The organism is Serinicoccus sp. JS2-9, assembly GCF_059025165.1.
The window spans coordinates 177,502-193,226 of record NZ_CM180091.1; the positions used below are offsets into that span (position 1 = coordinate 177,502).

The following is a 15,725-nucleotide window of genomic DNA, read 5'->3' on the forward strand; positions in this document are numbered from 1 at the left end:
GCGGGGTCGACGCAGCAGGAGCCGGATCACGGTGCCGCCCGGCTGGCGGGCGCCGGAGTCCTGGAGCACCTCGGTAAACGCTTGCCTGGGCACGGGTTCAGCCGAACGGGTGGGTGAGCGAGCGGGTCAGGCGGTCGACCACCGTCCGTGCGCCCACCACCATTGCGCCAGCGGCCACCAGGGCGCCTCCCCGCACCGCTGCCGGGCGACGGACTCGGTCACCCACTCGGCCTCGAGCACCTCGACCAGGTCCGGGGTGAGCGTGAGTGGGCCCGGGAGCCGTGCGGTGTAGACCTGCAGGTAGTTGTCTCCCACCTCCAGCGTCCCAACAGTCCGCTCGGTGGACACCCTGATCCGCTCGTAGCCGACCGGCTCCAGGGCCTCGCGGTCGAGCATCACCCCGATCTCCTCGGCGACCTCGCGGACGGCCGTATCGCGCGCGGTCACGTCACCCGGCTCCCCCTTGCCGCCGGGCACGTCCCACCCCTCGCGCGAGGCGTTGCGCACCAGCACCACGCGCGGCTCGTCCCCGCCGGATCGGATCAGCACGACGGCCGCGCCGGCCCGCTCGCGCTCGATCGGGGAGGCCACCACATCCAGCACATGCGGCACCGGCACCGCGGGGAGTCCGTCGACGACCCGGGCCAGCGGGCGCTCGCCCTTGCGCTTGCGGAAGCGCAGCCCGCTGGCTGCCAGTCTGCGCGCCAGCTCGGTGCCGCTCACCGGGGTCGCGCCGGCGGCGACGACATCGGCATACCGCTCCTCGGGTATGTCGTAGTGGTCCCCCTCGAAGGAGCGTCGCGGGATCCCGGCGCGGGTGGCGAAGGCGTGCAGCTCGACCAAGGAGGTGTCGCTCGCGACGTGCGACCAGAGCCGGCCGTGGGCCGGCCACAGCGGCGGGTCGACGAGGACGGTCATGGTTGCCGACCCTACCTGTGGACAACTTCTGCGGGCGGGAGCCGATCCGGCCTAGCGTCGGGGCTACGAGGTGGCCGACCGGCCGCCGTCACCAGGGAGGGGAACCCATGAGCAACACCTTCGCCGTCGACACCGCGCGGATCGCGGCGGCCTCGGGCGACATCGAGCGGATCGGCGCGAGCATCGAGGCCGAGGTCCGGTCGATGATGGCCAAGCTCAACGCCCTGCAGGACTGCTGGCGCGGGTCGGCGGCCGGCAACTTCCACGCCGTGACCCAGGACTGGAGCGCGACCCAGGAGCGGGTCCGGGCCTCGCTGCAGCAGATCTCGACGACGCTGCGGACCGCCGGCCAGGACTACGAGCTGGTCGAGCAGACCAACCGGATGCGCTTCACACCGCAGTAGGACGCGTCGACATTCCGTGACCGGCCGCGCGACATGCCGTGACCGGCCGCGCGGTGTGCGACTCCGATCGGGACATTCGACCACCGCTCGGCGCGCCATGGCGCGAGAACCCGTGGTCGAATTCGGCGACAGTCGCAGCGCAGCACAGCAGGGCGGCCCCTCCGAGTGGAGGGGCCGCCCTGTGCGTGGTCCGCCCGCGAGAAACGCGGGCGCGCCTAGCGTCTGATCACGGGAGGGATCAGAAGTCCATGCCACCCATGCCGCCGTCGGCACCGGCCGGCATCGCCGGAGCGGGCTCCGGCTTGTCGGCGATGACCGCCTCGGTGGTGAGGAAGAGCGCGGCGATGGACGCGGCGTTCTGCAGCGCCGAACGGGTCACCTTGACCGGGTCGGCGACACCGAAGCCGAGCATGTCGCCATACTCACCGGTCGCGGCGTTGAGGCCCTCGCCCGGGGTCAGCCCGCGCACCTTCTCCGCCACGACGCCGCCCTCGAGACCGGCGTTGATGGCGATCTGCTTGAGCGGGGCCTCGATGGCCACCTTGACGATGTTGGCGCCGGTGGCCTCGTCACCCTCGACCGTCAGCTTGTCGAAGGCGGTCGAGGCCTGGATGAGCGCGACGCCACCGCCGGCGACGATGCCCTCCTCGACCGCAGCCTTGGCGTTGCGGACGGCGTCCTCGATGCGGTGCTTGCGCTCCTTGAGCTCGACCTCGGTCGCCGCGCCCGCCTTGATGACGGCCACGCCGCCGGCCAGCTTGGCCAGCCGCTCCTGCAGCTTCTCGCGGTCGTAGTCGGAGTCGGAGTTGTCGATCTCGGTGCGGATCTGGGAGACCCGACCGGCGATCTGGTCGGCGTCGCCACCGCCCTCGACGATGGTGGTCTCGTCCTTGGTGACAACGACCTTGCGGGCGGTGCCCAGCAGGTCGAGCTCGGCGGTCTCGAGCTTGAGGCCGACCTCCTCGGAGATGACCTGACCACCGGTGAGGATGGCGATGTCGGCCAGCATGGCCTTGCGGCGGTCGCCGAAACCCGGGGCCTTGACGGCCACGGACTTGAAGTTGCCGCGGATCTTGTTGACCACCAGGGTCGCCAGGGCCTCGCCCTCGACGTCCTCGGAGATGATCATGAGCGGCTTGCCGGACTGCATGACCTTCTCCAGCAGCGGCAGCAGGTCCTTGACCGAGGAGATCTTGGAGTTGACGACGAGCACGTAGGCGTCCTCCAGGACGGCCTCCATGCGCTCGGTGTCGGTGACGAAGTAGGGGCTGATGTAGCCCTTGTCGAAGCGCATGCCCTCGGTGAGCTCGAGCTCCAGGCCGAAGGTGTTGGACTCCTCGACGGTGATGACACCCTCGTTGCCGACCTTGTCCATCGCCTCGGCGATCATCTGGCCGATCTCGGTGTCCGCCGCGGAGATGCTCGCGGACTGGGCGATCTGCTCCTTGGTCTCGACCGGCTTGGCCATCGCCAGCAGGTCGTCGTTGACCGCGGTGACCGCGGTCTCGATGCCCCGCTTGAGGGCCATCGGGTTGGCGCCGGCCGCGACGTTGCGCAGGCCCTCGCGAACCATGGCCTGGGCCAGGACGGTCGCGGTGGTGGTGCCGTCACCCGCGACGTCGTCGGTCTTCTTGGCGACCTCCTTGACCAGCTCGGCGCCGATCTTCTCGTAGGGGTCCTCGAGCTCGATCTCCTTGGCGATGCTCACACCATCGTTGGTGATGGTGGGGGCGCCCCACTTCTTCTCGAGCACGACGTTGCGGCCCTTGGGGCCGAGGGTCACCTTGACGGCGTCGGCAAGGGTGTTCATACCCTTCTCGAGCCCGCGGCGAGCCTCCTCGTCGAAAGCAATGGTCTTGGCCATCGTCGCTGCATCCTCCACACGTGGACGAACATGGGTGACCGGGTGCCGCCCGCGACGGACGAGCCGTGGCGCCGGGGCTCACGTCGCCTCGGCACCCGACCCTCGGCAAGGCCGGTCGGTTTATCACTCTCACCATGAGAGTGCTAGGACCATGATTAGCACTCGGCACCCCTGAGTGCAAATGCCCACAGCCTCCACTCCCCCGACCGGCCCGCGCCACATGCCGTGACTGGCCGCGCGAGATGTCGCGACCGAACGCGCGATATGTCGTGACCGGCCGCGCGAGATGCGGGCATACCGCGCGGCCAGTCCGCGCATACCGTGCTGCCAGTCCGTGCATATCGCGCGTCCGGTGCGGGCATACCGCGCGCTCGGTCCGCGCATACCGGGCGTCCGGTGCGGGCATACCGCGCGGCCAGTCACGGCATTTCGCGCGGTCGGTCGGTATGCCGTCAGCCGCGCACCTCGAGCGCGCGCACCGCGGCGAGGCGCAGGGTGTGGTCCTCGAGGCCGAGGCCACGGCCGGAGCTGACGAGGGCATCGACGCCGGCGACCCCGGTCTGGAGCACCTCGTCGAAGCGCTCGGCCAAGGTGGCCAGCTGCTCGGACTGCGCCTCGACGAACCGTCGGTCGACGACCTTGCCGTGACCGGGCACCCAGGTGTCGGACAGCTCGGCGCCCGGCTTGTCCATGAGCGTGTCGAGGGTCGGCGCCCACTCCAGCGGGAAGGCGTCCTCCATCGCCGGGTCGGCGCCCTCCTCGACCAGGTCGCCGGCGAAGACGACACCGGCGTCGGGCACCGCCACCGCCAGGTCGTGGTTGGTGTGGCCTCGACCGGCATACAGCAGCTCGACCGAGCGACCGCCGAGGTCGAGCGGGGTGTCGTCCTCGATCAGATAGAACGGGAGCACGATCTCGGTCGCCTCGACGTCGTCTGCGAGGTGCCCCCGCTCGCTCCCTCGCAGGTGCTCCACCACCTGGCGGCGCTGGTGCTCACCGGTGCGGCGCAGGTCGTCGGCCGCGCCGGAGTGGGCATAGATCTGGGAGTCGCGGAAGGCCGCGTTGCCGAAGCAGTGGTCGAAGTGGGCGTGCGTGTTGACGACGACCAGTTCCAGGTCGGTGACCTCGCGGACCGCGTCGAGCAGCTCGCGCCCCTGAGCGTGGAAGCTGCGGGTGTCGACGACGAGGGCCCGCTCCTGCCCCACCACGAGACCGCAGTTGAGGTTGAGCTCCTCGTGGCGGCGGACGTGGACGCCCGGAGCCACCTCGCGCCAGGTCACCTCGGTCATGCCCAAGCAGTCTAGGCGCACCCACCCGGCGCCTCGTCAGCCCACCGAGCGTCGCGCCTGGTTGCCGCAGCGACCCACCCAGCGTCGCCTGTGGTTGCCGCAGCGTCACTTCGACGGGCGAGCCGACCCGATCTGCCGCAGAGTGAAGGCGCGCCATGTCGACACCGTTCTGGAGGGGCCCGATGACGTTCCCGACCCGCATTCTCTACGCCACCGACGGATCACCCAGCGCCGCACTGGCGCGAGATCGCCTGGTCGACCTGGTGCGGCATACCGACGCCGAGGTCCACGTCGTGCACGTGGCCCTCGTGTCGCCATGGACCAACCCGACCCCGCTCAGCCCCGCGTTGCGCCAGCGCATAGAGGAGGACGCGCGCCCGGTGCTCGACGAGGCGGTCACGGCGCTGGGCGCGGAGGGCGTGACCGCGACGGGGAGCTACCTGCGCACCGGCCGCGCCACCGACGAGATCCTGCGGCTGCGCGACGAGATCGACGCCGACCTCATCGTCCTCGGCAGCCGCGGGCAGAACGCCTTCGTCCGGGTGCTCCTGGGCAACGACGCGGAGGGGGTCGTCCGGCACGCGCCGTGCGCCGTCCTCGTGGTCCGCAGCGAGGAGGAGACCCGATGAGCACCGACCTCATGCTTCCCCTGTCGGAGTCCGGCGGAGGTATGCCGGACTTCACCGTCCGCGCGCTCGACCTGTGGGTGATCATCGGCTACCTCGTGCTCAGCCGGATCATCCCGCTCGTCGCCGGGTCCCGTATACAGAAGAAGGCGCACGCGGAGGCCAAGGCGAGCGGCAAGGAGAGCGACGCGTCCGAGGACTACTTCCTCGGCGGCCGCAACTTCATCTGGCCCTTCGTCGGACTGTCCCTGGTCGCCACCAACATGTCCGGAGCGACCTTCGTCGGCCTCGCCGGTGGCGCCTACGAGCAGGGCATCTCGATCTTCGCCTACGAGTGGATGTCGGCGGTCATCCTTGTCGTCTTCATCTTCTTCATCCTGCCGTTCTATCTGCGCTCCAAGGTCTTCACGCTGCCCGAGTTCCTCGAGCAGCGCTACGACCGGCGCTCCCGGATGGCCTTCGCCGGCTTCAACCTCTTCGCCAACATGTTCATCGACATGGCGGCCGCCCTCTTCGCCGGCGCGGTCGTGGTCAAGGTGCTCTACCCCGACATCCCGATGATCGTCTCGGTCGCGGTCCTGGCGATCCTGGCGGCGATCTACACCGTCATCGGCGGCCTCGGCGCGGTCATGATCAGCGACTCCATCCAGGCGACCGTGACCCTCATCGGTGGCGTCATCGTGCTCATCGCCACCTTCAACGCGATCGAGTCGTGGGACTCCATGGCGCAGGTCGCGGGCGAGGAGAAGATGAGCCTCATCCTCCCGGCGGACAACGCCAGTCTGCCGTGGCCAGGCCTGCTCACCGGCGTGCTGATCGTCGGGCTCTACTACTGGACCACCAACCAGCTCGTCGTGCAGCGCACGCTGGGCGCCAAGTCGCTCGACCACGGCCGCTGGGGCTCGCTGCTCGCCGGCTTCATCAAGCTGGCCTTCCTCTTCCTCTTCATCTTCCCGGGCGTCATGGCGCTCTCGCTCTACCCCAACCTCGAGAGCCCCGACACGGTCTTCCCGACGCTCGTCTTCGACCTCTTGCCGGTGGGCCTGCGCGGCCTCATCCTGGCAGCGGTCATCGCGGCGATCACCTCGACCGTCGACTCGATCCTCAACTCGGCGTCAACGATCGTGACGATGGACTTCGTCAAGACGCTGCGCCCCAACACCTCGCAGCGCGGCCTGGTGCTCACCGGTCGGGTCGCCACCGTCGTCGCGCTGGTCGTGGCGATCATCTGGGCCCCGTTCATCGCCCAGTTCGACACGCTCTACAACTACCTGCAGTCGGTGCTGTCGTTCCTCGTGCCGCCGGTCGTCGCGGTCTTCCTCGCGGGCATCGCGTCCAAGCGGATCAGCGGCACCGCGGCCTTCCTGACGCTGATCATCATGCAGCCGCTCGGTCTGCTGCTCTTCATCCTCACCCAGGTGCTGCCCGAGGAACCCACGATCCAGTTCCTGTATGCCGCTGGCATCAGCACCGCGCTCTCGGTCCTGCTGCTCGTGGTGATCAGTCTGCTCGGTCCGTCACCGGATGAGTCCAAGACGGCCGAGCTCACCTGGAAGCGGGAGTACTGGACCCAGGAGACCAAGGAGCTCCAGGGCACGCCGTTCTGGGCGAACTACCGGGTGCTCTCGGTCGTGCTGCTCGTCACCACCGCGGTCATCGTGGTGATCTGGGCCTGATTCCCCACGTTCTGGACAGAGGATTCTGGGGAACGGGCCCCAGAATCCTCTGTCCAGAACGTCACATCACGGGCGACGGCGACGCGACCGCGAGGGGTGCGCGACGGCATACCTGGGCTGCGGTCAGCTCAGGCCCGTGATCGTCCCGTCGTCGGCGATGTCCATCCCGTTGGCGGCCGGCACCTTCGGCAGCCCGGGCATCCGCAGGATGTCGCCGGTGAGGGCGACCACGAAGCCGGCCCCGGCGTTGACCACGAGCTCGCGCACCGTGATGCGGAAGCCCCGCGGCGCGCCGAGCAGCGAGGGATCGTCAGAGAAGGACGACTGGGTCTTGGCCATGCATACCGGCAGCTGGCCATACCCCTCCTCGGTCAGCTGCTGCAGCTGGGTGCGGGCCGTGGGGGCGTAGTCCACCCCGTCGGCCCTATAGATCTGCGTGGCCACGGTCTCGATCTTGTCCTGGATCGAGCAGTCCCGCGCATAGATCGGGGCGTAGTCGCTCTGGCCCTCGCACAGCGCCACGACCTTGCGCGCGAGGTCCTCGCCGCCGGCGCCACCGTGCGCGAAGACCTCCGAGAGGGCGACGTCGGCACCGAGCTGGACGCAGCGCTCGCGCACCAGGTCGAGCTCGGCGTCGGTGTCGCTCGGGAAACGGTTGAGGGCGACGACGACGGGCACGCCGAACTTCTGGAGGTTCTCCAGGTGCTGCTCGAGGTTGGCGACACCGGTCGACAGGGCGTCGAGGTCCTCGGTGCCGAGGGCTCCCTTGTCCGCGCCCCCGTTGAGCTTGAGCGCGCGCACGGTGGCCACGAGCACCGCCGCGTTCGGGCGCAGATCCGCTGTGGGACAGACGATGTCGAAGAACTTCTCGGCACCCAGGTCGGCGCCGAAACCGGCCTCGGTGACGACGTAGTCGGCGAGCTTGAGCGCCGTGCGGGTGGCCAGGATCGAGTTGTTGCCATGCGCGATGTTGGCGAACGGGCCACCGTGAATGATCGCCGGAGTGTTCTCCAGCGTCTGCACCAGGTTGGGCATGACCGCGTCCTTCATGAGCATCGCCATCGCGCCGGGAGCGTCGAGCTGGGCGGCGGTGACCGGCTCCTTGTCGACGGTGTAGCCCACGACGATGCGGCCGAAGCGCTCCTTGAGGTCATCCAGGCCGGTCGCGAGGCACAGGGCCGCCATGATCTCGCTGGCCACCGTGATCTCGAAGCCGGACTCCCGGACCACGCCGTCGCCCTTCTTGCCCATGCCGACGACGATGTTGCGCAGCGCGCGGTCGTTCATGTCCAGGACGCGCTTCCACGTGATCCGTTTCGGGTCGAGCCGCAGCGGGTTCCCGTGGTGCAGCGAGTTGTCGAGGAGCGCCGCGAGCAGGTTGTGCGCCGAGGTGATCGCGTGGAAGTCGCCGGTGAAGTGCAGGTTGATGTCGTCCATCGGTACGACCTGCGCATAGCCACCGCCGGCCGCGCCGCCCTTCATGCCGAAGCACGGGCCGAGCGACGGCTCACGCAGGGTGGTCATCGCCTGGGCGCCGATCCGGTTGAGCGCCATCGACAGACCGACGTTCGTCGTCGTCTTGCCCTCCCCCGCCGCGGTCGGGTTGATGGCGGTGACGAGCACGAGCTTGCCGTCCGGCCGGTCCTTCAGGCGATCGAGGACATCGAGCGAGATCTTCGCCTTCGTCCGCCCGTAGGGCTCGACCTCCTCCTCGTGCAGACCGAGCCGCGCGGCGATCTCGGTGATGGGCTCGAGGGTCGCCTCCTGGGCGATCTGCACATCGGTCAACATGCGTGCCGGCCTCCTTGCCAACGGCGCTGGTCAGCACAAACTACAAGTTGACCCCGGCCCCCGGACAAGACCTAGTGGGCGTGGCGTATGCCACTTTTTCGGCGCTTCTCCCGGCCCCACTCTGCACGGGCGCCCGACCGCGGGCGGAAGGAACGGCATACCGGCTCCGGACGCGCGGACGCCCGCCGGTCGCGAGGGGATCCGGCGGGCGTGAGCTCAGGTATGGCGTCGGTCAGCTCTCGATGCCGAGGCGCCGCATCGAGCGCGCGCGCTGGCGGCGGGACCGGTCACGGCGCAGGCGCTTGATGAGCAGCGGCTTGTAGGCGAGCGCGGCCTCGCTGTCGATGAGCTGGTTGAGGATCTGGTAGTAGCGCGTCGAGCTGAGATCGAACAGATCCTTGATGCCCTGCTCCTTGGAGCCGGCGTAGGTCCAGTGGCGGTTCTCGAAGTCGAGGATCTCCTGGTCCCGCTCGGACAGGCCGGCAGGAGGGTCGACCTGCTGCAGGCGTGAAGCAGCGCCCATGGATGATGTCCTCTCGTCGCACGTCGACCTGGCCCGGTGGAGCCAGTCTAGAGCACCGGACTTACACGCGTGTCATTTGTCGGCGCGCGTCTCTCGCCACGGGCCCGCGCGTGAGCAAGAGCTCGATCGAAGGCTGCGCGTTCCTTCTTGACCAGTTCACGGGACATCAGGCTGGCCGAGTTCACGATCAGTCCGCGCCAGGCTGGCCGGAGTCGGGACGGACAGAGTGTCGCGATCGTGGCCTGGGCGATGAGAATCGGCGTCAGCACGATCGGCCATCGAGCCATGAGCGTCGCCAGGCCAAAGTCTTCGGGGTGCACGACAAGTGTCCAAGCGAGCAGCGCCAGCATTGACAGCCCAGATGACGCTGCAGCCACCCAACACGTTACGGCGATGAGTTGGAGCAACCGATTCTCTACCCATCCCCAGAACCACGTCAGGCTAGCGAGCCACACCAGGAGGAGCGTGGACACCATCCCGATCAGGAGGCCTTGCCGCGTCGGCATGAGAAGAGCCAGAAAGAGGATTGCGTAGAGCTCAATCACAGCAGCGTCCATCAGATGACCGGGACGGCCCCACAGTGCGCGCCGCACCGCGCGGGCCCGCACGTAGGCACGTTTGCGAGTGAAGAGTCGCCACTGCTCGCGCACCTCCCCCAGCACTGGCGGACTGTCCGCGCCCAGGGCGAAGATCGCAGCCGTTGTCGCGGCGAGCGTGAAGTGTCCCCATGAGAGCCCCTCCTGCACGCCGCGGACGATCACCGCCATGCCCAGCCACAGGGCCAGCGCCCCTAGCCCGATGGCCAGATGGTCTCTGAGCAGCAGCCGCTCCTGGTCGTCATCCAGCCGAAGAGAGGAGGAGGCGCCAACTCCGGTCTGTGCGATTCGACCCGCCTCGGCCACTCTCCGCGCCATCGCCCACCGATCGATGTTCACCGCGATAAAGACCGCGACGATGGCCGCCAGCACGCTTGCCGCTTCTCCCGGGCGCAGTCCCGGGTCCATCCTCGGCTCCCAGCCATCCGGCGACGGTGGCATCACTTCGAGCGCCGCCCAGACGGCGAAGAACAGCACACCGCCGCTGGCGAACTTCTCCCACATCCGCGGCTCCTGCACACGACCGCCTCGGGCTCTTCCTCCTGTTCGGGCCGCCACAATCCCCTCCCCTTCCTGAGCGATCCCTGCCGACGCCACGACGCTACGGGCAAGGACCGACATACCCTGTGCTCGTGACCCCCACTCCCCTACGCGGCCTCGTCCACCCGACCTGGGCCGACGCGCTGGCCCCGGCGGAGGAGACGGTGGCGCAGGTGGGCGAGTTCCTGCGCGAGGAGGTCGCGGCGGGTCGCGGCTACCTGCCGGGAGGGCCGCACGTGCTGCGGGTCTTCGAGCAGCCGCTGGATGCGGTGCGGGTGCTCGTCGTGGGGCAGGACCCCTACCCCACCCCCGGACACGCGATCGGGCTCAGCTTCGCCGTGGCACCCGACGTGCGGCCGATCCCCCGGAGCCTGCAGAACATCTACACCGAGCTCGTCGACGACCTCGGCGTGCCCCGCCCCAGCACCGGTGACCTCACGCCGTGGGCCGAGCACGGCGTGATGCTGCTCAACCGGGTGCTCACGGTCCGCCCGGGCGCCCCGGCCAGCCACCGCGGCAAGGGTTGGGAGCAGGTCACCGAGCTGGCGATCGACGCGCTGACCCGCCGCGGCGGGCCGCTCGTCGCGATCCTGTGGGGTCGCGACGCGCGCAACCTCGCGCCCCGGCTCGGCGACGTGCCCCGCATCGAGAGCGCCCACCCCTCGCCGCTGTCCGCGCGCAGCGGGTTCTTCGGCAGCCGGCCGTTCAGCCGGGCCGACGAGCTGCTGCGCCAGCAGGGCGGCGACCCGATCGACTGGAGGCTGCCGTGACCGACCGGCCCGACCCGACCGCCCCGACACGGCAGGCCCCGCCCAGCGGGCAGGCCGCGACCCCGCTGCGCCTCGTGCATGGAGACGCGGGGCCCACGGTGCACGGTCACGCCGGGAGCATCCGCCCGGAGCCGCGGGCGTGGAGCCGCTACGTCGCGATCGGCGACTCCTTCACCGAGGGCATGAGCGACCCTGACCCAACCGTGCCGGACGCCTACGTCGGGTGGGCCGACCGCCTCGCCGCCCTGCTCTCGACGCACACCGACGACTTCTCCTACGCCAACCTCGCGGTCCGCGGCCGCAAGCTCGCCGACGTCGCGGGGCCGCAGCGCGAGGCCGCGCTCGCGCTGCAGCCCGACCTCGTGAGCATCGTCGGCGGCGGCAACGACATCCTGCGCCCCAAGGCCGACATCGACGACCTCGCCGTGCAGCTCGACGAGGCGGTGGCTCAGATCCGTGCCACCGGCGCTGACGTGCTCATGGCGACCCCCACCGACCCGGCCGGCGCGCCGATCATCGGCCGCACGCGGGGGCGAGCTGCGACATACATCGCGCACATCTGGTCGATCGCGCAGCGGCACGGGTGCTTCGTGCTCAACCAGTGGGCGTGCGACTTCCTCAAGGACTGGCGGATGTGGGCGCAGGACCGAATCCACATGACGCCGGAGGGACACCGCCGGATCGCGCTGACCGCCTACGTCGCGCTCGGGCACACCGCCGACGAGGCCGACTGGCAGGTGCCGCTGCCGCCGCAGGCGCCGGCCGGCACCGTCGAGACGCTGCGCGGGCACGCCCAGTGGGCTCGGGAGTATGCCGGTCCCTGGGTGCACCGGCGCCTCACCGGTCGCTCCTCGGGCGACGCGATCACGGCCAAGCGGCCGGAGCTGCGCCCCCTCGGGGAGTGACCACGGGCTAGCACGAGCCTCATCGGGAACTGTGCCGATGACGGTCGTGCTATCCCGACGTTGGTCCCGCCCGGGGGCGGTCCGCCGCTGAGCCAGGGCCGCGACTACCGGTTGTGAGGCCGCAGATGCGGCCATAGAGTCTCATCCATGACGCAAATGCGAGTCTCCGAGGCAGCCGAGCTGCTGGGAGTCTCGCCCGACACCGTCCGCCGCGCCATCGACGCCGGGCGCCTGCCCAGCACCAAGGACGGCTCCGGGCGGACGGTCGTGGCAGGCGGCGACGTCGCGGCGCTGGCCCAGGAGCAGGCGCACCCCGCCGAGATCGGCGCGGTCGGCGCGACGTCCCAGCGCAACCAGCTCCGCGGCGTCGTGACCCGCATCGTCAGCGACCCGGTGATGTCGCAGGTCGACATCCAGGCCGGACCGTTCCGGCTCGTCTCGCTGCTCTCGACCGAGGCCGTCCGCGAGATGGGCCTCGAGGTCGGCTCGGTCGCCATCGCCTCGGTCAAGGCCACCAACGTCAACGTCGCGGTGCCGGCATGAGGGACGGTATGCCGCTCCTCCCGGCACCCCCCGCGCGTCCCGGACGGCGCGCCATCCCGTCCGCGATGGGCGCCACGCCCGCCGCGAGGCCCACCTCCACGCCCACCGCGACCGGCTCCGCCCGCCCCCGATACACCCCCCTGGTCGCCGCCGCGTCGGCGCTGCTGCTGGCCGCCTGCGCCGCCGGGGAGGACAGCGCCGGCGACCCGGCGGAGGCGCTCACCCTCACGGTCGTCGCGGCCTCGTCGCTCACCGACGTCTTCGAGCCGATCGCCGACGGCTTCGAGGGCGACCACCCGGGTCTGACCGTCGAGATGAGCTTCGCCGCGAGCTCGACCGTGGTGCAGCAGGTCAACGAGGGCGCCGGCGCCGACGTCGTCGCGCTCGCCGGTGAGAGCTCCCTGGAGCCGCTGGAGGCCGAGCACCGGCACGGCGCCGCCACGATCTTCGCCACCAACCAGCTCGAGATCGCGATCCCCCTCGACAACCCCGGCGACGTCGCCGGCCTCGACGACCTCACCCGCGACGGGCTCACCCTTGTGGCCTGCGCCGAGCAGGTGCCGTGCGGCCAGGCCGCCGCGGCCCTCTTCGCCCAGGAGGGCATCTCCCCGGCCATCGCGTCCTACGAGAGCGACGTCCGTGCCACGCTGACGAAGGTCGAGCTGAGCGAGGCCGACGCCGGGTTGGTCTATCGCACCGACATCGCCGCCGCCGAGGACCGCGTCGCCGGCATCGAGATCCCCAGCGAGCGCAACGTCGTCAACCGCTATCCCGCCATCGCGGTCTCCGAGCAGGAACTCGCGACAGCCTTCGTGGAGCATCTGCGCTCCGAGCGGGTCCAGACCATCCTCACCGACGCCGGCTTCGGCGCCGCGCCCGAGACGGGGCGATGACCGCCCGCCTCTCCCCCGCCCGCGCCACCGCGCAGAGCTCCGGTGCGCGGCGACATACCTCGGCGTGGTCGTTGCGGATCCCCGCGCTCGTCGGCCTCACCTTCATCCTCGTGCCACTGCTGGCGCTGCTGCTGCGCGTCGAGTGGGGCGAGTTGGCAACGCACCTGTCGCGCCCCGTCGTCGGCCAGTCGCTGCGGCTGTCGGCAGTCACGACGAGCGTCACGATGGTGCTGGTGTGGCTGCTGGGGACCCCGCTCGCATGGCTGCTGGCCCGCTCGGAGTCGCGGCTCACCGCGTGGGCACGCGCGCTGGTGACGGTGCCGCTGGTGCTGCCGCCGGTGGTCGGAGGCGTCGCGCTGCTCATGGCGTGGGGGCGGCGCGGGGTGGTCGGCGGGCCGCTGGAGGCGTGGTTCGGGATAACCGTGCCGTTCACGACCGTCGCGGTGGTCATGGCCGAGCTCTACGTGGCGCTGCCGTTCTACGTCGTCGCCGTCGAGGGGGCGATGCGCGGGCTGGACCGGCGCTACGACGACGTCGCCGCGACCCTGGGCAGCGGGCCGGTGCGCACCTTCGCGACCGTGGTCGTGCCGATGGTGCTGCCCGGCATCGCGGCCGGGTCGGCGCTGGCGTGGGCGCGGGCGCTGGGCGAGTTCGGGGCGACGATCACCTTCGCGGGCAGCTTCCCCGGGCGCACGCAGACGGCACCGCTCGGGGTGTATGCCGCGCTCGAGCGGGACCCGCAGGCGGCGCTCGCGATGTCGGTCGTGATGCTCGCGGTGAGCGTCCTCGTGCTCGGCGCGCTGCGGACGCGGTGGCTGCGGTGAGCGGCGCGCGGGGTGATGGCGCGGCGGCGGCCGGGGTGGATCGGCGCTCGCCGGTAGACGAGGCGGCCGGGCGGGGCGCGGTGCTGCTCGACGCCGACCTCGTCATCGACCGCGGTGGCTTCCGGCTGGAGGCGGGGCTGACGGCATACCGCGGCGTGATGGCGTTGCTCGGGCCCAACGGCTCGGGCAAGACGACCGCGCTCATGGGCCTGGCCGGGTTGCAGCGGTCCGCGGGAGGGCGGGTGCGGATGGGGGCGACGGTGTGGGCTGGCGACGGGGTGGACCTCGCGCCCGAGCGGCGCAGCGTGGGGCTCGTGCTGGCCGAGCCAATGCTCTTCCCGCACCTGAGCCTGCTCGACAACGTGGCCTTCGGCCCCCGCTCCCGAGGTATGCCGCGCCGCGCCGCCCGCGACCGCGCCCGGGAGGAGCTGAGCCGGGTGGGGCTGGCCGAGCTGGCCGGGAGGCGACCGGGCGAGGTCTCGAGCGGGCAGGCGCAGCGGGCGGCGCTGGCGCGTGCCCTGGCGACCGACCCGGCCCTGCTGCTGCTCGACGAGCCGCTCTCGGCGCTGGACCCGCAGACCCGGTCGCGGACCCGGGCCGACCTGGCCGCACGGCTGCGCGACTACGACGGCGTGACCGTGCTCACGACGCACGACCCGCTGGACGCGCTGACGCTCGCCGACCGGCTGGTGTTCCTCGAGGAGGGGCGGGTGACGCAGGAGGGGACGCCTGAGGAGGTGGTCGCGCGGCCCCGGACGGCCTATGTCGCCTCGCTCGTCGGGCTCAACCTGCTCACCGGCACGCTGATGCGTGATGCTCGTGACACAGGCGTTGCCCCGGGCACGCCTGTGTCACAGGGGGGCGCGACGAGGGGCGTCGCGGGCAGCGCGGCGAGCAGCGGCAGCGCGGCGAGCAGCGGCGGCGCGGCGAGCAGCGGCGGCAGCGCGGCGAGCGGCGGCAGCGCGGCGAGCGGCGGCGGCGCGGCTGGCGACCCGGCGAGCGGCGCCTGGACTGTGCGCCTCCAGACCGCCGACCGCGGCGCATCGGGCACGTTGGTGCTCGCCGACCCGCCCGAGGGTGCCGGCGAGGGGGGTCGGGTGTGGGCGACCGTCAACCCCGAAGCGGTCTCACTCTTCACCGAACGGCCCCAGACGTCGGCGCGCAACCTGTGGGAGGTCTCGGTCGACTCGGTCACGGTGACCGGCCAGCGCGCCCGGGTGCACCTGGACGGCGCGGTACCGCTCGTCGCCGACGTGACTCTCGGCGCCGTCGCCGCCTTGTCGATCGCCGAGGGCCGCGACCTCTGGGCCGCGGTCAAGGCGACCGAGATCACGGCATACCTCGCCTGAGACCCGCACCGAGAGCCTCGGGTGCTCGATCCGGCGGCCTCGTCTGCACCGGACGCGCGTTCGTCACGCACGGATCACAGGTATGCGGTCGGGCCCGGAGGCATCCCCCGGGGCCGCCCGCCCGGTGCGTGACGAGCGCGCGACCAGTCACAGCACACCGCGCGGCCAGTCACAGCACACCGCGCGGCCAGTCACAGCACACCGCGCGGCCAGT

Annotated in this window: 15 protein-coding genes; 9 read left to right on the forward strand and 6 right to left on the reverse strand. The window is 71.0% G+C overall.

Annotated elements, in window-relative coordinates:
* Positions 1-126 precede the first annotated feature (126 nt).
* The gene (locus AC5PYY_RS00900) at positions 127-918 is read right to left on the reverse strand and encodes a DUF4031 domain-containing protein (RefSeq protein WP_493897960.1); all 792 of its coding nucleotides are present in this window, start codon (positions 916-918) and stop codon (positions 127-129) included.
* Positions 919-1,025: 107 nt separating this feature from the next.
* On the opposite strand from AC5PYY_RS00900, the gene AC5PYY_RS00905 reads away from it, so the two are divergent.
* Positions 1,026-1,322, forward strand: coding sequence for a WXG100 family type VII secretion target (locus tag AC5PYY_RS00905; RefSeq protein WP_493897961.1), 297 nt, complete (start codon positions 1,026-1,028; stop codon positions 1,320-1,322).
* A gap of 238 nt (positions 1,323-1,560) precedes the next feature.
* Here the strand turns inward: AC5PYY_RS00905 and groL are convergent, their stop codons facing one another.
* Together groL and AC5PYY_RS00915 are read right to left on the reverse strand one after the other, a co-directional pair.
* The gene (gene groL / locus AC5PYY_RS00910; RefSeq protein ID WP_493897962.1) at positions 1,561-3,186 is read right to left on the reverse strand and encodes a chaperonin GroEL; all 1,626 of its coding nucleotides are present in this window, start codon (positions 3,184-3,186) and stop codon (positions 1,561-1,563) included.
* A gap of 452 nt (positions 3,187-3,638) precedes the next feature.
* The gene (locus AC5PYY_RS00915) at positions 3,639-4,475 is read right to left on the reverse strand and encodes an MBL fold metallo-hydrolase (protein ID WP_493897963.1); all 837 of its coding nucleotides are present in this window, start codon (positions 4,473-4,475) and stop codon (positions 3,639-3,641) included.
* 182 nt (positions 4,476-4,657) lie between these two features.
* Here AC5PYY_RS00915 and AC5PYY_RS00920 point away from each other — a divergent pair, with 182 nt between their 5' ends.
* Complete coding sequence (locus tag AC5PYY_RS00920) at positions 4,658-5,104, forward strand: universal stress protein (RefSeq protein ID WP_493897964.1); 447 nt, start codon at positions 4,658-4,660, stop codon at positions 5,102-5,104.
* A complete protein-coding gene (locus AC5PYY_RS00925) occupies positions 5,101-6,777 on the forward strand; it encodes a sodium:solute symporter family transporter (protein WP_493897965.1) in 1,677 nt (558 codons plus the stop codon). The genes AC5PYY_RS00920 and AC5PYY_RS00925 overlap by 4 nt, the downstream gene beginning before the upstream one ends.
* A 123-nt stretch (positions 6,778-6,900) precedes the next feature.
* Here AC5PYY_RS00925 and AC5PYY_RS00930 read toward each other — a convergent pair whose 3' ends face one another.
* From AC5PYY_RS00930 to AC5PYY_RS00940, 3 genes are all read right to left on the reverse strand, one after another.
* Positions 6,901-8,568, reverse strand: coding sequence for a formate--tetrahydrofolate ligase (locus AC5PYY_RS00930; protein WP_493897966.1), 1,668 nt, complete (start codon positions 8,566-8,568; stop codon positions 6,901-6,903).
* A gap of 232 nt (positions 8,569-8,800) precedes the next feature.
* Complete coding sequence (locus tag AC5PYY_RS00935) at positions 8,801-9,091, reverse strand: DUF3263 domain-containing protein (protein ID WP_493897967.1); 291 nt, start codon at positions 9,089-9,091, stop codon at positions 8,801-8,803.
* A gap of 47 nt (positions 9,092-9,138) precedes the next feature.
* Positions 9,139-10,191 (reverse strand): hypothetical protein, encoded by a 1,053-nt coding sequence (locus AC5PYY_RS00940; RefSeq protein WP_493897968.1) that lies wholly within the window; start codon positions 10,189-10,191, stop codon positions 9,139-9,141.
* Positions 10,192-10,319: 128 nt separating this feature from the next.
* On the opposite strand from AC5PYY_RS00940, the gene AC5PYY_RS00945 reads away from it, so the two are divergent.
* The 6 genes from AC5PYY_RS00945 to AC5PYY_RS00970 all read left to right on the forward strand — a co-directional run bounded on the left by AC5PYY_RS00945 (position 10,320) and on the right by AC5PYY_RS00970 (position 15,511).
* Positions 10,320-10,997: a uracil-DNA glycosylase gene (locus AC5PYY_RS00945; protein ID WP_493897969.1), complete on the forward strand. Its 678-nt coding sequence runs from the start codon at positions 10,320-10,322 to the stop codon at positions 10,995-10,997.
* Positions 10,994-11,902, forward strand: a complete 909-nt coding sequence (locus AC5PYY_RS00950) for an SGNH/GDSL hydrolase family protein (RefSeq protein WP_493897970.1) — start codon at positions 10,994-10,996, stop codon at positions 11,900-11,902. Before AC5PYY_RS00945 ends, AC5PYY_RS00950 begins: the two co-directional genes overlap by 4 nt.
* Positions 11,903-12,049: 147 nt before the next feature.
* The gene (locus AC5PYY_RS00955; protein ID WP_493897971.1) at positions 12,050-12,445 is read left to right on the forward strand and encodes a TOBE domain-containing protein; all 396 of its coding nucleotides are present in this window, start codon (positions 12,050-12,052) and stop codon (positions 12,443-12,445) included.
* Positions 12,446-12,453: 8 nt separating this feature from the next.
* Positions 12,454-13,338, forward strand: coding sequence for a molybdate ABC transporter substrate-binding protein (modA, locus tag AC5PYY_RS00960; RefSeq protein WP_493897972.1), 885 nt, complete (start codon positions 12,454-12,456; stop codon positions 13,336-13,338).
* Entirely contained in the window at positions 13,335-14,162 is an 828-nt protein-coding gene (locus tag AC5PYY_RS00965) for an ABC transporter permease (RefSeq protein ID WP_493897973.1), read from the forward strand. Before modA ends, AC5PYY_RS00965 begins: the two co-directional genes overlap by 4 nt.
* Positions 14,159-15,511 carry an ABC transporter ATP-binding protein gene (locus AC5PYY_RS00970; RefSeq protein ID WP_493897974.1) on the forward strand — a complete coding sequence of 451 codons (1,353 nt, stop codon included), beginning with the start codon at positions 14,159-14,161 and terminating at the stop codon, positions 15,509-15,511. Before AC5PYY_RS00965 ends, AC5PYY_RS00970 begins: the two co-directional genes overlap by 4 nt.
* Positions 15,512-15,725 lie beyond the last annotated feature (214 nt).

Coding starts and splice junctions, on each gene's coding strand:
- AC5PYY_RS00900 (WP_493897960.1), bottom strand. CDS start 918: ATGACCGTCCTCGTCGACCCGCCGCTGTGGCCGGCCCACGGCCGGCTC.
- AC5PYY_RS00905 (WP_493897961.1), top strand. CDS start 1,026: ATGAGCAACACCTTCGCCGTCGACACCGCGCGGATCGCGGCGGCCTCG.
- groL (WP_493897962.1), bottom strand. CDS start 3,186: ATGGCCAAGACCATTGCTTTCGACGAGGAGGCTCGCCGCGGGCTCGAG.
- AC5PYY_RS00915 (WP_493897963.1), bottom strand. CDS start 4,475: ATGACCGAGGTGACCTGGCGCGAGGTGGCTCCGGGCGTCCACGTCCGC.
- AC5PYY_RS00920 (WP_493897964.1), top strand. CDS start 4,658: ATGACGTTCCCGACCCGCATTCTCTACGCCACCGACGGATCACCCAGC.
- AC5PYY_RS00925 (WP_493897965.1), top strand. CDS start 5,101: ATGAGCACCGACCTCATGCTTCCCCTGTCGGAGTCCGGCGGAGGTATG.
- AC5PYY_RS00930 (WP_493897966.1), bottom strand. CDS start 8,568: ATGTTGACCGATGTGCAGATCGCCCAGGAGGCGACCCTCGAGCCCATC.
- AC5PYY_RS00935 (WP_493897967.1), bottom strand. CDS start 9,091: ATGGGCGCTGCTTCACGCCTGCAGCAGGTCGACCCTCCTGCCGGCCTG.
- AC5PYY_RS00940 (WP_493897968.1), bottom strand. CDS start 10,191: ATGTGGGAGAAGTTCGCCAGCGGCGGTGTGCTGTTCTTCGCCGTCTGG.
- AC5PYY_RS00955 (WP_493897971.1), top strand. CDS start 12,050: ATGACGCAAATGCGAGTCTCCGAGGCAGCCGAGCTGCTGGGAGTCTCG.
- modA (WP_493897972.1), top strand. CDS start 12,454: ATGCCGCTCCTCCCGGCACCCCCCGCGCGTCCCGGACGGCGCGCCATC.
- AC5PYY_RS00965 (WP_493897973.1), top strand. CDS start 13,335: ATGACCGCCCGCCTCTCCCCCGCCCGCGCCACCGCGCAGAGCTCCGGT.